Source organism: Bifidobacterium angulatum DSM 20098 = JCM 7096 (genome assembly GCF_001025155.1).
Taxonomy (GTDB): Bacteria; Actinomycetota; Actinomycetes; order Actinomycetales; family Bifidobacteriaceae; genus Bifidobacterium; species Bifidobacterium angulatum.
Window position 1 is genome coordinate 833,713 of record NZ_AP012322.1, and the last position, 13,355, is coordinate 847,067.

The 13,355-nt window shown below is 60.5% G+C and carries 14 protein-coding genes; 9 read left to right on the forward strand and 5 right to left on the reverse strand.

Annotated features, from left to right (window positions below; all coding sequences use genetic code 11):
- The first annotated feature begins 35 nt into the window (after positions 1-35).
- The 3 genes from BBAG_RS03315 to BBAG_RS03325 all read left to right on the forward strand — a co-directional run bounded on the left by BBAG_RS03315 (position 36) and on the right by BBAG_RS03325 (position 3,235).
- Positions 36-326, forward strand: a complete 291-nt coding sequence (locus BBAG_RS03315; protein ID WP_033522956.1) for a DUF4193 domain-containing protein — start codon at positions 36-38, stop codon at positions 324-326.
- Positions 326-811: a dUTP diphosphatase gene (gene dut / locus BBAG_RS03320; RefSeq protein WP_033508199.1), complete on the forward strand. Its 486-nt coding sequence runs from the start codon at positions 326-328 to the stop codon at positions 809-811. The genes BBAG_RS03315 and dut overlap by 1 nt, the downstream gene beginning before the upstream one ends.
- Before the next feature lie 99 nt (positions 812-910).
- The gene (locus BBAG_RS03325; RefSeq protein WP_003826089.1) at positions 911-3,235 is read left to right on the forward strand and encodes a RelA/SpoT family protein; all 2,325 of its coding nucleotides are present in this window, start codon (positions 911-913) and stop codon (positions 3,233-3,235) included.
- Positions 3,236-3,319: 84 nt separating this feature from the next.
- On the opposite strand, the gene BBAG_RS03330 is transcribed toward BBAG_RS03325, so the two are convergent.
- On the reverse strand, positions 3,320-3,859 hold the full coding sequence (locus BBAG_RS03330; RefSeq protein WP_003826092.1) for a peptidylprolyl isomerase: 540 nt from the start codon (positions 3,857-3,859) through the stop codon (positions 3,320-3,322).
- Positions 3,860-3,949: 90 nt separating this feature from the next.
- Here BBAG_RS03330 and BBAG_RS03335 point away from each other — a divergent pair, with 90 nt between their 5' ends.
- The 3 genes from BBAG_RS03335 to pcp all read left to right on the forward strand — a co-directional run bounded on the left by BBAG_RS03335 (position 3,950) and on the right by pcp (position 6,109).
- Positions 3,950-4,819 carry a putative ABC transporter permease gene (locus tag BBAG_RS03335; RefSeq protein ID WP_003826095.1) on the forward strand — a complete coding sequence of 290 codons (870 nt, stop codon included), beginning with the start codon at positions 3,950-3,952 and terminating at the stop codon, positions 4,817-4,819.
- A 267-nt stretch (positions 4,820-5,086) separates the two neighbouring features.
- On the forward strand, positions 5,087-5,380 hold the full coding sequence (locus BBAG_RS03340; RefSeq protein WP_050754771.1) for a 5-oxoproline transporter, DUF979 family subunit: 294 nt from the start codon (positions 5,087-5,089) through the stop codon (positions 5,378-5,380).
- A gap of 78 nt (positions 5,381-5,458) precedes the next feature.
- On the forward strand, positions 5,459-6,109 hold the full coding sequence (gene pcp / locus BBAG_RS03345) for a pyroglutamyl-peptidase I (protein ID WP_003826100.1): 651 nt from the start codon (positions 5,459-5,461) through the stop codon (positions 6,107-6,109).
- Positions 6,110-6,293: 184 nt separating this feature from the next.
- Here pcp and BBAG_RS03350 read toward each other — a convergent pair whose 3' ends face one another.
- The 4 genes from BBAG_RS03350 to BBAG_RS03365 form a co-directional block, all read right to left on the reverse strand.
- Positions 6,294-7,097 carry a Cof-type HAD-IIB family hydrolase gene (locus BBAG_RS03350; protein WP_033508331.1) on the reverse strand — a complete coding sequence of 268 codons (804 nt, stop codon included), beginning with the start codon at positions 7,095-7,097 and terminating at the stop codon, positions 6,294-6,296.
- A 287-nt stretch (positions 7,098-7,384) separates the two neighbouring features.
- Positions 7,385-8,062, reverse strand: coding sequence for a methionine ABC transporter permease (locus BBAG_RS03355; RefSeq protein WP_003826106.1), 678 nt, complete (start codon positions 8,060-8,062; stop codon positions 7,385-7,387).
- Positions 8,059-8,862, reverse strand: coding sequence for a methionine ABC transporter ATP-binding protein (locus BBAG_RS03360; RefSeq protein ID WP_003826108.1), 804 nt, complete (start codon positions 8,860-8,862; stop codon positions 8,059-8,061). Before BBAG_RS03360 ends, BBAG_RS03355 begins: the two co-directional genes overlap by 4 nt.
- Before the next feature lie 82 nt (positions 8,863-8,944).
- The gene (locus tag BBAG_RS03365) at positions 8,945-9,784 is read right to left on the reverse strand and encodes a MetQ/NlpA family ABC transporter substrate-binding protein (RefSeq protein WP_033508197.1); all 840 of its coding nucleotides are present in this window, start codon (positions 9,782-9,784) and stop codon (positions 8,945-8,947) included.
- A gap of 255 nt (positions 9,785-10,039) precedes the next feature.
- Between BBAG_RS03365 and BBAG_RS03370 the strand changes: the two genes are divergently transcribed.
- The 3 genes from BBAG_RS03370 (at position 10,040) to BBAG_RS03380 (ending at position 13,151) form a co-directional block, all read left to right on the forward strand.
- Entirely contained in the window at positions 10,040-11,188 is a 1,149-nt protein-coding gene (locus tag BBAG_RS03370; RefSeq protein ID WP_003826112.1) for a M20 metallopeptidase family protein, read from the forward strand.
- 62 nt (positions 11,189-11,250) lie between these two features.
- Positions 11,251-12,948 carry an NAD+ synthase gene (locus BBAG_RS03375; RefSeq protein WP_003826114.1) on the forward strand — a complete coding sequence of 566 codons (1,698 nt, stop codon included), beginning with the start codon at positions 11,251-11,253 and terminating at the stop codon, positions 12,946-12,948.
- Between the two features lie 14 nt (positions 12,949-12,962).
- Positions 12,963-13,151 (forward strand): hypothetical protein, encoded by a 189-nt coding sequence (locus BBAG_RS03380; RefSeq protein WP_033508195.1) that lies wholly within the window; start codon positions 12,963-12,965, stop codon positions 13,149-13,151.
- Positions 13,152-13,355: the final 204 nt, after the last annotated feature.

Consider the following 13,355-nt stretch of genomic DNA (forward strand, 5'->3'; position numbering starts at 1 on the left):
AGTGTGTGTCGCTTGGACCGAAGAAAGGAAATGTGATGGCTCAGGATTACGATTTCCCCCGCAATAAGGACGAGGATGAGGAGTCGCTGCAGGCGTTGGGCAAGAGCTCGCAGAACTCCGCGAGCGATCTTGATGACGACGAGAACGCCATTGCCGAGGATTACGAGCTGCCCGGTGCCGATCTGAGCAACGAGGACTCCTCCGTAACGGTGATCCCGATGCAGGGCGACGAGTTCATCTGCTCCGAATGCTTCCTGGTAAAGCATCGCAGCCAGCTGGACCACACCACCGAGGATGGTCCCGTCTGCAAGGAATGCGCCGCCTGATGTCGTTCGACGAAACCTACAACGAGCCGGAGAACACTGAGGTTCTCATCAAGGCCGTGAACGGAGGTCAACCGGCGGAACTGGTGCAGTTGCACTACGCACATGCCGGGGATGCCGGTGCCGACCTGAGAGCCGCCGAGTCATTCGACCTGAAACCGTTCGAACGCAGACTGGTACCCACCGGCGTCGCCATCGCGCTGCCGGCGGGGTACGTGGCGCTGGTACATCCCCGCAGCGGTCTGGCCGTCAAGCAGGGCATCACGGTGCTCAACGCCCCGGGAACCATTGATGCCGGGTACCGTGGCGAGATCAAGGTGCCGCTGATCAACCTCGATCCGGAGCACACCGCGCATTTCGAAATCGGCGACCGTATCGCGCAGCTGGTCATCCAGCGCTACGTGGAAGCCAGATTCATTCCGGCTGAAACGCTGCCGGGGTCGGATCGTGCGGAACGAGGCTTCGGGTCCACCGGAATCAAAGCATGACGCATCGGCTTACCCGCCGCGTCGAAAGCGGGTCAGCGGGCAAGCGGTGATAACGTGGAGACGTTCGCGTGTAATACTGCAAGCGTTGGAGAGGCAAGTATGGAAGACGACGACATGGAGTTCGATTCCGCGAGAAAACTGGGCTGCGAGGTCAGCTCCGACCCCGTAAACCCGTTGCTGCCCATCATGCAGGCATGCATGATGCATCATCCAGGCGAGGATATGACGATCCTCGAACGCGCCTATAAGCGTGCCGTCATCCAACACTCCTCGCAACGGCGCAAATCCGGCGAACCGTACATCATTCATCCGCTCGCGGTCGCGCAGATCCTCGCCGATCTGGGCATGGGGCCGCGCGTGGTCGCCGCCGGCCTGCTGCACGACACCGTCGAAGACACCGATTACACGCTTGACGAATGCCGCGCCGAATTCGGCGACACCGTCACCGGCTTGGTGGACGGCGTGACCAAGCTTTCCAAGATGGAATACGGCGATTCCGCACAGGCCGAAACCATCCGCAAAATGGTCGTGGCCATGAGTCGTGACGTGCGCGTGCTTGTTGTCAAGCTCGCCGACCGCGTGCACAACGCACGCACTTGGCGTTACGTGAAGACGTCCGGCGCGGTCAGGAAAGCGCACGAGACGCTCGATGTGTACGCGCCACTGGCCAATCGTCTCGGCATGAACGCCATCAAGACCGAGCTTGAGGAACTGAGCTTCAAAACCATCTATCCGAAGATCTACAACGAGATCGTGGTGTTGGTCGCCCGCCGTGCAGGGCAGCGCGACGTGTATCTCAAGCAGATCCTCGCCGAGATCAACGAGGATCTGGACGAGCAGAACATCAAGGCGTACGTGACGGGACGCCCGAAGGACTACTTCTCCATCTATCAGAAGATGATCGTGCGCGGGCATGATTTCGCCAACATCTACGATTTGGTGGGCGTGCGCATCATCGTCGATTCGATCCAGGACTGCTATGCGGCGTTGGGTGCCGTGCATGCGCGTTGGAGCCCGGTTCCGGGGCGTTTCAAGGATTACATCGCCATGCCGAAGCTCAACATGTACCAGAGCCTGCACACCACGGTGGTGGGTCCTGGCGGCAAGCCGGTGGAGATTCAGATCCGTACGTGGGATATGCACAGGCGCGCCGAATTCGGCATCGCCGCCCATTGGAAGTACAAGGAGAACGGCCAGGCGGGTCGTGCGTTGAGCTCCCCGGACAGCTCCGACCGCAAACGCGGCGAAAGCCAGGACATCAGCGAGGCGGATAACCTCAAGTGGATACAGCAGCTGGCCGATTGGACCAGCGAAACGCCGGATTCCAACGAGTTCCTCGGCTCCCTTAAGGAGGATCTCGGTTCGGCCGAAGTGTATGTGTTCACGCCGAAGGGCAAGATTGTCTCCCTGCCTGCGCAGGCCACGCCGGTCGATTTCGCGTACGCCGTGCACACCGAAGTGGGCCACCGTACCATGGGTGCCCGCGTTAACGGACGTCTGGTGCCGCTCGACACCAAGCTTGAGAACGGCGACACGGTCGAGATTCTGACCTCGAAGTCCGACACCACCGGCCCGTCGCGCGATTGGCTGAGCTTCGCCAAGAGCCCGAAGGCACGTAACAAGATCCGCCAGTGGTTCAGCAAGGAACGTCGTTCCGAAGCCATCGAGGAGGGGCGCGACGAGCTGACACGCGCCATGCGCAAGCGCAACCTGCCGATTAACGCGCTGCTCACCACGGAGGCGCTGGTCGGTGTTGCCGACGAACTCAACTTCCCGAACGCGGATGGTCTATTCGCGGCCATCGGCGACGGTCAGATCTCCACGCAGAACGTCATCTCCCATCTGGTCAAGGATGCGGGAGCCGACGAAGTCGACGAGGAGATCGAGCAGGAGGTGTTGCCGCTCAAGCCGGTCGAAAGCCGCGTCAAGCGCACGGGCTCCAGCGGTGTGTCCGTCAAGGGCGTGGGCGACGTGTGGATCAAGCTCGCCCGTTGCTGCATGCCGGTGCCGGGGGATAAGATCGTCGGATTCATCACGCGCAACCAGGGCGTTTCCGTGCATCGCGCCGACTGCCAGAACATGATTGATTTGAAGAATCGCCAGCCGGAACGCGTGGTCGAAGTCGAATGGACCAGCACGCAGGGCGTGTTCATGGTCAAGATCCAGGTGGAGGCGCTTGACAGGCGCAACCTGCTGTCCGACGTGACCCGTGTGCTTTCGGATCATGGCGTGAACATCATCTCCGGTTCGATCTCCACCGGTTCCGACCGTGTAGCCACCAGCCAGTTCAGCTTCGAAATGGCTGACCCGCAACATCTGAACACGCTGCTCGCCGCCGTGCGCAAGATCGAAGGCGTGTTCGACGTGTACCGTCTCACCGGTGCCAAGGAGTCCGCCGAGCCGCGGCTACGCAAGATGAAGTAGCGACATGTTGCCGCATATGGAAAAGCGACCCTATTGAGGGTCGCTTTTCCATATGGTCATATGCCTTCGATCAGGCGGTGCGAATCACTTCACCACTTCGACGGAGACGATGCCCACCGGTTCGGTCGGGCGGTCCATGCGGTCGGTGGAGACGGCTTCGAGCTTGTCGACCACGGCCTTGGACTCGTCATCGGCGACCTCGCCGAAGATGGTGTGGTGGCCGTCGAGCCACGGGGTCGGCACGGTGGTGATGAAGAACTGGGAGCCGTTGGTGCCGTGGATCTGGCCGTCGCGGCCGCGACGCAGGCCGGCGTTTGCCATGGCCAGCAGGTACGGGTGGTCGAACTTCAGGCTCGGGTCGATTTCGTCGTCGAACTCGTAGCCGGGGCCGCCGGTGCCGGTGCCCAGCGGGCAACCGCCCTGAATCATGAAGTCCTTGATGATGCGGTGGAAGGTCAGGCCGTTGTAGAACGGCTCGTTGGAAGGCTGGCCGCTCATCGGGTCGATCCACTGCTTTTCGCCGGTGGCGAGGCCGAGGAAGTTGGCCACGGTGTTCGGGGCCTTGTCGTCGAACAGGTTGATTCTGATATCACCTTCGGAGGTGCGCATGATGATGGTAGTCATGGTCCTAAGTGTCTCATGGGCTTGAGACCGGGCGGGCTGGATTCCTGTGTGCCGGGCTGCAAGGCGCAGGTGTAGGCGTAGGATGGGCGCATGGATTTGCTGAATCTTGCGGAACAGGTGGTGCTGTGGTGGATGTGCTACTCGTGCATCGGCTGGGTATGGGAGACCGGGCTTAATCTGGTGCTGAAACACAAGTGGGTGGATCGAGGGGCGTTGAATGGCCCGATCTGCCCGATTTACGGCAACGGCGCGCTGCTGGTCATTCTGCTGCTGCATGATGTGACCAATCCGGTGGCCTTGTTTCTGGGCAGTGGTGTTATCGCCTGCACTTTGGAATACGTGGTGTCATGGCAATATGAGCGTCTGTTCCGCATTCGGCTTTGGGATTACACCGATAAGCCGTTCAACATCAATGGCCGTGTCTATCTGAACGGCTTTCTGGCGTTCGGTGCTGGAGCCACGCTGATCAAGCTGGTTGTGCAACCCTGGCTCGCGCATCTCACTGCCGCCATGCCGCAGCCTTGGCTGCACATTGCGGCTTGGGGCCTACTGGCTGTGGCTTTCGTCGATTGGCTGATCAGCACCATGGGCATGGCCGATATGGACAATAGGCTCGCGCGGCTTGGCGAGGATGTCAAGGCTGGTCGTTTGGAGGCGATCGACAAGGCGAATAGCGATATGGCCGAGGCGAATGTGCGTATGGAACAGCGTCTCGTGCAGGCGCAGCGTTCCGCGCGGGATCGTCTTGACCAGGCCCGCGACCGCATCGACGATACGATTCTTGATATTCGGGCGGTTGGGCGCAAGGGCGAGGTCGCGGCGTTGGATAGGCTTACCAGGGAACATGTGCGCCGTGCGCTGAGCCGCCAGCAGATTCGTCTGCTTCGGGCGTTCCCCTCCCTGCGTTCGTCGGCGCGTCGTGAGTTGACCGACCGTATCCACAAGCTGCTGGAACGTTAACGGTTCTATCGGCTGCCGCCATGCGGCGGCAGAGACTGCGATGTTTGCCGCGTATGGGGAGTGCAATAGCGCGTAGAGCGATATTTTGACGGTTTGCGGCGTTCGGCGTTGGCGAACCATGTAAAGTTGGCGGCATCCCTCAGCTCCAATCGTCACCTCGGCTGTTTTTGTCGAGTCGCAATCGTTTTCTCATATTCGCAGAAAGGAATCGGGCTATTGGACTACCTAGTGTTATTAGGCATATTAATTGTAATTGTCGATTTTGCGTTGAAGCTTGATGCAATTCTCATCATCTTCGCAGCCGCAATCGTCACCGCCCTGGTAGGCGGCATCGGCGCCCCGTTCGTGCTCGCCTTCGGAGCCAATCCCGCGGTCGTGGGCGTGCTGGCGCTCACCTGCGGCTACTGCGGTACGTTGCTTACGCCGATGGCCGCGAACTTCAACATCGTACCGGTCGCGTTGCTTGAGATGAAGGATCGCATGGGCGTGATCAAGAATCAGATACTTCCGGCGCTGGTCATGATCAGCGTGCAGATCGTGTACATGCTCATCGCAAGTTGACCGGCGCGGCAGCCAAGCGCATCGACGGCAATCACACTCAAACAATCAACCACACCTCAATGTTTTAAGGAGACAAATATGGCAACGGTATTGGTAACAGGATTCGACCCTTTCGGCGGCGAGACCGTCAATCCGGCGTATGAGGCGGTGAAGCTGCTGCCCGGCGAGATCGCGGGCGCCAGGATCGTCAAACAGGAGATTTCCACCGCGTTCACGCGCAGCGCTGTCGCCATCGAACAGGCGTTGGAACGCGAACATCCCGACATCGTCATCAGTGTTGGGCAGGCGGGTGGCCGCAGTACGCTCACCGTGGAACAGGTGGCCATCAATCTTGCCGAGGCGCGCATTCCCGATAATGACGGCGAGCAGCCGCTTGGCACCCCGCTGCGTACGGATGGCGACACCGCCTATTTCGCCACGGTTCCCGTCAAGGCCATGGTCGGTAACGTGCGTGCCCACAATCTGCCGGCGTTCGTGTCGTATACGGCCGGCACCTACGTGTGCAACAGCGTGATGTACAACATGCTCTACCTGTTGGATCGGCGTTTTCCCGGCATTCGTGGCGGATTCATTCATGTGCCGTTCGCGCCGCAGCAGGTGGTTGGCAAACCCAATGGCACGCCGTGCATGCCGTTGCACGATATGGCCAAGGCGTTGGAATATGCGATCGAAGCCGCCGTGAAGAACGAGGATTCGGCTACGGCGATCGCAATGGGGGAAACCCATTAGGAGAAAGGCCATGCCGAACCCCGCTGCAAGTGCGGTGCATGCTGCGGCGGGTAGGGTGGTCGTATGTTGATCGAAAAACGGTGCCGGGTCTGCTGGGCGATTAGGGAAGCCCGCAGACCCGACACCGTTTTTTCGTATATCGTGTGCTCTCCCGGTGGCATGTGCCATCGGGGCCATAGCGCCGTCAGAGTATGCCGAAATGCTTGAGCGCGTTCATGATGCCATCATGGTCCACATCGTCGGTCACATAATCGGCCACGCTCTTGGGCGCCTCGGTCGCGTTGCCCATGGCCACGCCGATACCCGTGTATTCCAGCATGTCCACGTCGTTGCCGCCGTCGCCGAAGGAGATCGTCTGGCTGCGATCCCAACCGTAATGTTCCAGGAATCGTTCGATGCCCTTCGCCTTGCCGCCGTCGCCCGCAATCAGGTCCACGAAGTCTGGGTGCCAGCGCACGCCACGCACGTTGGGGCACATGCCAACGAGTTCGGCTTCCGTTTTCTCGTCGATGTATGGGCTGATCTGGAACGTCTCATGCGTTTTCGTGCGTTCGTGCGGATCGGCGAAGTAGACCTTGGGCGCGGTTTTGCCCAGGCTTCGCCAGGTGGCGTCCAGAATCTCGTTGGAATGGTTGAAATAGACGTAATCGGATTCGCAGAAATCCGAGACCACGTCCGGGTGTGCGGTCAGCCAGTCGAGAATGACGGTGACGTCCGCTTCGGCAAGGGGACGCTTGTCGAGGAATCCGTTGTCGTCGGCGCAGTACTGGCCGTTAAGCCCGACGATGCCGTCGAACTTCACCGGGATGGTATCGAGCACGATATTCATAATGCCCGGCGCTCGCCCCGAGCAGATGAACAGTTTCACGCCGCCGTCGCGCAGCAGACGCAATGCCTCGATGGTCGATTCTGGAACAACATGTGTTGTAAAGCTGGTCAGTGTGCCATCGATGTCGAAGAAAGCGGCCTTAATGTCGGTCGAAGTCATGAACTCGCCTTTCACGATCGAATGCTTATGCCATACCTCATTGTACGGGTGGGCGGCTGCGGCATCACCGGGCTGATGGCGTTTCCGGCCGCGGGTACCGTACAATCGTCCACATCGAGCGCGTAGCCGGGAGCAATCGCGTCGATTCTGTGTGGCATGGGCGGCTGCCGGCTCTATGAACGAATCAAGCCGTGTGATGCGTACCGAATATACGTTCGGTATACGTCACACGGCTTTGCAAGAGGTGCGATGCTGCAGGGAGCGACGAATGTGCTTTCGGCAGCTGCTCAGCGCTCATGGTGGTCGATATGGTTGGCCACCACGTCGCCGATGGTCTGCGCGATTTGCACCAGCACCACGCACAGAATCACCGCGGCAAGCATCACATCGTACTGGTAGCGCTGGTAGCCGTAACGGATGGCGATATCGCCCAGGCCGCCCGCGCCGACCGTACCGGCCATGGCGGAGAACCCGAACAGGGTGATGAACGTCAACGCGGCACCGCGGATCAGCGAAGGCAGGCTTTCGAACAACAGCACCTTGAACACGATCTGCGTGTTGCTGGCGCCGAAGCTCTGCGCGGCTTCGACCAGGCTTCCGTCGACTTCGGCAAGCGACTGTTCGACCACGCGCGCCACAAATGGCGCGGCGGTGATGACCAACGGCACGATTGCGCCGGGCACGCCAAGCGAGGTGCCGACGATGAGACGGGTGAGCGGGATCAGGGCGACCAGCAGAATGATGAACGGCACCGACCTGACGATATTGACGATCCATCCGAGCACGGTGTTCAGCGGAGCGTTCGGACGAATGCCTTTTTTAGCGGAGGTGATGAGCAGTACGCCGATCGGCAGGCCGATCACATATGCGAGCAGCGTTGCCACGGCGGTCATGACGATGGTGTCGCGCACGCCTTCGATAAGCAGATCGCTGTATTCGGCAAAAAACTGTGTAAGGGCATTCATGCCTGCTGCTCCTTTTCTGTAGCTGTGGTTTCGGTTGCGTCGTCATGGTGGCGGTGGTTTTCGATTGCGGCGTCCGCGATAAGCGTTTTGAGAATATCGCTTTGCGGGTTGGCGAACAGCTGTTCGGTGTCTCCCATTTCCACGATGCGACCGCCGTCGATCATGGCGACACGATCGCAGATATTGCGTGCCACGGACAGCGAGTGCGTGATGATGACCAGTGTGACGTTAAGCTCGCGGTTGATGCGGCGCAACAGATCGAGAATCTGCGCGGTGGTGGTGGAATCGAGGGCGCTGGTAGCCTCGTCGCACAGCATGATGGAAGGATTGTTCGCCAATGCGCGGGCGATGGCGACGCGCTGCTGCTGGCCGCCGGACAGCTGGCTGGGGTAGCGGTCGGCGAAATCGCCCAGGCCGACCAGATCAAGCAGATACCTGGCGCGTTCCTCCCGCTTGGCCTTCGGCGTATGGTTCAGTTCCAGCGGGAACGTGACGTTGCGCAGTATGGTGCGCTGTTGGAACAGGCTGAAGTTCTGGAAGATCATGCCGATGTTGGACCGGACTTCGGCCAGCGCCTTGCCGGTGGTTCCGGTGATGTCCTTGCCGTCGATCAGCACGTTGCCGGAAGTGGGGCGTTCCAGCAGGTTGATGCAGCGTACCAGCGTGGATTTTCCAGCGCCGGAAGAGCCCAGAATGCCGAAGACCTCACCCGAGTCGATGCTCAGGTTGATGTCGTGCAGCACCTCGTGCGCTTCGGCACCGCTGCCATAGCTCTTATGCAGATGCTCGATGTGAATCATATGTGTCCCTTGTCGTTATACAGGAATGCCGCAGGACATGGTATCCTGCGGCATTGAATTCAGATATTGCCGGGCATGCGGATCAGAAGACCGGAACCACGGCGCCCTTGTAGTTCTTGGTGATGTAGTCGCGAACCTCGCTGGACTTCAGGGCCTTCTTAAGCTCCTTGGTCTTGTTGGTATTCTCGTTGCCTTCCTTGACCACCAGGATGTTCTGGTAGGTCTTGGCCGCCAGACCACCGGCCTTTTCGGTGGCCAGCGTGTCCTTGGTCGGGTCGAAGCCCGCCTGGATGGCGTAGTTGCCGTTCAATGCCGCGATGTCGACATCCTTGATGACGGTCGGTACGACGGCGGCCTCAAGCTCCTTGAACTTCAGGTTCTTCGGATTGGAGGTGATGTCCTTTGTGGTGGCGTTGATGTCCTTCGGGTTCTTCAACTCGATCAGACCGGCATCCTGCAGCAGCAGCAGTGCGCGGGCCTCGTTGGTGGCATCGTTCGGCACGGCCACGGTAGCGCCGTCGGCAAGCGCGTCAAGCGTCTTGGTCTTGCCCGGGTAGAGGCCGAACGGTTCGAAGTGGATGCCGGCAACGGACGCCAGATGGGTGCCCTTCTCCTTGTTGAAGTTGTCGAGATACGGCTTGTGCTGGAAGTAGTTGGCGTCGACCTCGCCCTCCTCGGTGGCGGTGTTCGGCTGCACGTAGTCGGTGAACTCCTTGACTACCAGCTTGTAGCCGTCCTTTTCGACGAGCGGCTTGACGGCCTTGTTCAGGATCTCCGCGTGCGGGGTGGGGGAGGCGGCCACGGTGATGGTCTTGTCGTTTTCCTTGGAGGCCGCCCCATTGGAGCTGCCGCAGCCCGACAGGCCGAACGATGCGATGGCGGTGACGGCGAGCAGGGCGCCGATGATCTTCTTGTTGCGCATATTGAGTTCCTCTCTCATTCCAATGCAAATACCATGTCGCGTTCTCTCAGACGCGATCCAACAGGACTCCAATATAGGCGGAGGCTCTGCGATGACACGGCGTGGGCTTATCGGAATTACTTATGACCTGTGCAAGTTTCGCAGCATGGATGGGCATAGCCTCCATGCTCCATAGCCGGCTATCCGATATGCGTATAGGCCCAATGCGGGGAAACGCGGCTGGAACAACGTCTGCCGCGCCTACAATGTTCAGGCATGAGCGAACATATCGAAATCACCCCAGAACTCATCGCGATCCGCCATTACCTACACGAGCACCCCGAACGCAGCTTCAAGGAGACCTCCACCACGGCCTATCTTGCCGACCAGCTGCGCGCCCACGGCATCGAAGTGCTCGACACCCCGCTGCAGACCGGCCTTGTCGGCCTGATCGAGGGAACCAAGCCCGGCCCGCGCATCGCCCTGCGAGCCGACATCGACGGCCTGCCCATCCAGGAGAACACCGGATTGGAATTCAGCTCCGTGAACGACGGCGTGATGCATGGCTGCGGGCACGACCTGCATATGAGCTTCCTGCTCGGCGCGGCGTTCTGGCTGGCCGATCATCGCGACCGTATCGCCGGGTCGATCAAGATCCTGTTCCAGCCCGCCGAGGAAACCGGGCGCGGCGCGAGCCATGTGATCGCATCCGGTGCCGTCGACGACGTGGACGCCATCATCGGCACCCACAACAACCCCGACTATGCCCCCGGCCAGATCGCCGTCGGCGTGGAGCCGATGATGGCCGGATGCGTCGAATTCCATGTGAGCCTGCACGCCGAAGGCACCCACGCCGGCTACCCGCATATGGGCACCGGCCCGCTGGAGGCGCTCGCCTCCATGATTCTGAGTTTGCAGACCATCGTGAGCCGCAACGCCAGCCCGTTTCACCCGCTGGTGCTTTCTATCACCGAGGTGCATGGCGGCGACGTGTGGAATGTGGTGCCTGCCGAAGCCGGATTCATGGGCACGGTGCGATACTTCTACAAGGAGGACGGCCAACTCGCCGAACGTCGGTTCCGCCAGCAGGTCGAATCCATCGCGGCGGGCTACGGCATCACCGCCGACGTCGACTGGGACGACTTCCAGGATCCGATGGTCTCCGACCCGGATTTGGCCAAGGCGGTGGCCGCAGATGTGCCCGATTATGCCGATCTCCAACCGATCCACCCGTCCATGGCGGGCGAGGACTTCTCCGAATTCGCCAAGGTGACCCGCCCGGTGTTCGCGTTCATCGGCTCGAACGGCACGCCTGATCACCATGACTGGCACAGCCCGCAGTTCGTCGGCTTCGACGAGGCGTTGCAGGCCGGCGTGGAATTCTATGTCAACGCTGCGCTGCGCCTGCTCGAGGAACTTGCCTGAAGTTTCGTCACATCGCGTAATCGCAGCGCCCAATCAGATGAGGTAGACGTAGACTTACAAGCATGACTGATATTCGCTTCGCACTCGCACAGATTGACACCTGCGTAGGAGACCTTGACGGCAACGCCGACAAGGTGCTTCAGTACGCACGCATCGCCGCCTCCAACCATGCAAGGGTGGTGGCGTTCCCCGAGATGACGCTCACCGGCTATCCCATCGAGGATCTTGCCCTGCGCGCTACATTCCGCACCGCCGCATGGAACAAGGCCAATTGGCTCGCCACCGAGCTCGAGGCGGACGGGTTGGGCGATCTGTTTGTGGTCGTCGGCACCGTCGGCACCGACCGTGAACACGGCAAACCCCTCAACCGTCTCGTCGTATTGCATGACGGCGTGGTGTGGGCCGGTTACGACAAGCATTTCCTGCCGAACTACGGTGTGTTCGACGAGTTCCGTATCTTCACCCCGGGCAACAAGTCCGTGGTGCTCGACATCGACGGCGTCAACGTCGGCGTTGCGATCTGCGAGGACATCTGGCAGGACGGCGGTCCTGTCGCGGAGCTTGCGGAACGCGGCATCGACGTGCTGCTGACCATCAACGGCTCGCCATATGAAGAAGGCAAGACCGACACCCGTCTCGCCTTGGCGCAGCGCCGTGCGGCCGAGGTCGGCGCGCCGCTGATCTACGTCAACCAGGTGGGAGGCCAGGACGATCTCGTCTTCGACGGTGGCAGCTTCGTGGTCGATGCCGACGGCACGCTGCTGGAGCGTTCGCCGATGTTCATGGAGAATCTGTCGTACATCAACCTCAATACGGCTGCGGACAAGCAGCTTGCGAGCACCATCGTGGACAAGCTCGATCCGGACGAGGAAGTGTACACCGCTTGCGTGCTCGGCCTGAAGGACTACATGGCCAAGAACCATTTCACCGGTGTGACGCTCGGCCTGTCCGGTGGCATCGACTCAGCACTGGTGGCGGCCATGGCGGCGGACGCCTGCGGCGGCGGCAACGTGCATGGCATCTCCATGCCGAGCATGTATTCATCTGATGGCTCCAAGGACGATGCCGCCGATCTGGCGGAGAACCTTGGTGCGCATTACGACATCCAGCCCATCGAGCCGCTATTCACCGCCTATCAGCATCAACTGCATCTCGATGGGGTTGCCGCCGAGAATCTGCAGGCCCGCATCCGCGGCGTGATCGTCATGGCGTATTCCAACTCGAAAGGTCTGCTGGCAGTCGCCACCGGCAACAAATCCGAGCTGGCGTGCGGCTATTCCACCATCTACGGCGATGCCGTGGGCGGCTATGCGCCGATCAAGGATCTGCTCAAGACCCGTGTATGGGAGCTGTCCCGCTGGCGTAATAGGGCCGCGGCCGAAGGCATGGGCATCGGTGGTCTGAAGATCGTGGGCAATGAACAGGGCGGTGCCGGTGTTCCCCTGAAGAACGGCGTGATGATCCCTGTCAACTCGATCGAGAAGGCTCCTTCCGCGGAGTTGCGCCCCGGGCAGAAGGATTCGGATTCGCTGCCTGAATACGCGTTGCTCGATAAGGTGCTTGCCGCGTACATCGAGAAGGCGCATGGGCGTGCCGATCTGCTTGCCGACGGGTTCGACGAGGCGACCGTGGACACGGTGATGCGACTGGTGGATCGCGCCGAATGGAAGCGCCGCCAATATCCGCTTGGCCCGAAGGTGACCGCGTTGGCCTTCGGGCGAGACCGTAGGCTTCCCATCACCAGCGCGTTCAGGGAGTAATGCAGGAGCAACACATGAGTGACAAGAAGTGGTATTTCAACATGGTCACCGGCGAGCCCGAGCTCGGCCCGCTCTCTCCGATCGACAGGCGCATGGGGCCTTACGAAAGCCGTGAGGACGCCATGAACGCGTGGAAGATCGTGCATGAGCGCAATCGTCGTTGGGAGGAGCAGGATCGCAACTGGTCCGGCGGTGCCGACTGATACGCCGACTGCGGGAAACGGCATCCCATATATCGAACATCACCTGTAACGTGCGGGGACCGGGCGAAACCGGATTCCCGCACGTTGCTATTCGCGGGTGCTGCGGCGGCCTGGGGGAGAGACCAACCCTGCCATCAAGAAACGAAATGTGAGATAGCTCACTTCGTTTCTCAGGGGTTCATCCTCGGCAAGCCACTACACTAG

Excerpts from the sequence above, each read along its gene's own strand:
- BBAG_RS03350 (WP_033508331.1), bottom strand. The coding sequence starts at position 7,097 with ATGACTTCGACCGACATTAAGGCCGCTTTCTTCGACATCGATGGCACA.
- BBAG_RS03325 (WP_003826089.1), top strand. The coding sequence starts at position 911 with ATGGAAGACGACGACATGGAGTTCGATTCCGCGAGAAAACTGGGCTGC.
- pcp (WP_003826100.1), top strand. The coding sequence starts at position 5,459 with ATGGCAACGGTATTGGTAACAGGATTCGACCCTTTCGGCGGCGAGACC.
- BBAG_RS03380 (WP_033508195.1), top strand. The coding sequence starts at position 12,963 with ATGAGTGACAAGAAGTGGTATTTCAACATGGTCACCGGCGAGCCCGAG.
- dut (WP_033508199.1), top strand. The coding sequence starts at position 326 with ATGTCGTTCGACGAAACCTACAACGAGCCGGAGAACACTGAGGTTCTC.
- BBAG_RS03365 (WP_033508197.1), bottom strand. The coding sequence starts at position 9,784 with ATGCGCAACAAGAAGATCATCGGCGCCCTGCTCGCCGTCACCGCCATC.
- BBAG_RS03355 (WP_003826106.1), bottom strand. The coding sequence starts at position 8,062 with ATGAATGCCCTTACACAGTTTTTTGCCGAATACAGCGATCTGCTTATC.
- BBAG_RS03370 (WP_003826112.1), top strand. The coding sequence starts at position 10,040 with ATGAGCGAACATATCGAAATCACCCCAGAACTCATCGCGATCCGCCAT.
- BBAG_RS03315 (WP_033522956.1), top strand. The coding sequence starts at position 36 with ATGGCTCAGGATTACGATTTCCCCCGCAATAAGGACGAGGATGAGGAG.
- BBAG_RS03330 (WP_003826092.1), bottom strand. The coding sequence starts at position 3,859 with ATGACTACCATCATCATGCGCACCTCCGAAGGTGATATCAGAATCAAC.
- BBAG_RS03375 (WP_003826114.1), top strand. The coding sequence starts at position 11,251 with ATGACTGATATTCGCTTCGCACTCGCACAGATTGACACCTGCGTAGGA.
- BBAG_RS03335 (WP_003826095.1), top strand. The coding sequence starts at position 3,950 with ATGGATTTGCTGAATCTTGCGGAACAGGTGGTGCTGTGGTGGATGTGC.
- BBAG_RS03360 (WP_003826108.1), bottom strand. The coding sequence starts at position 8,862 with ATGATTCACATCGAGCATCTGCATAAGAGCTATGGCAGCGGTGCCGAA.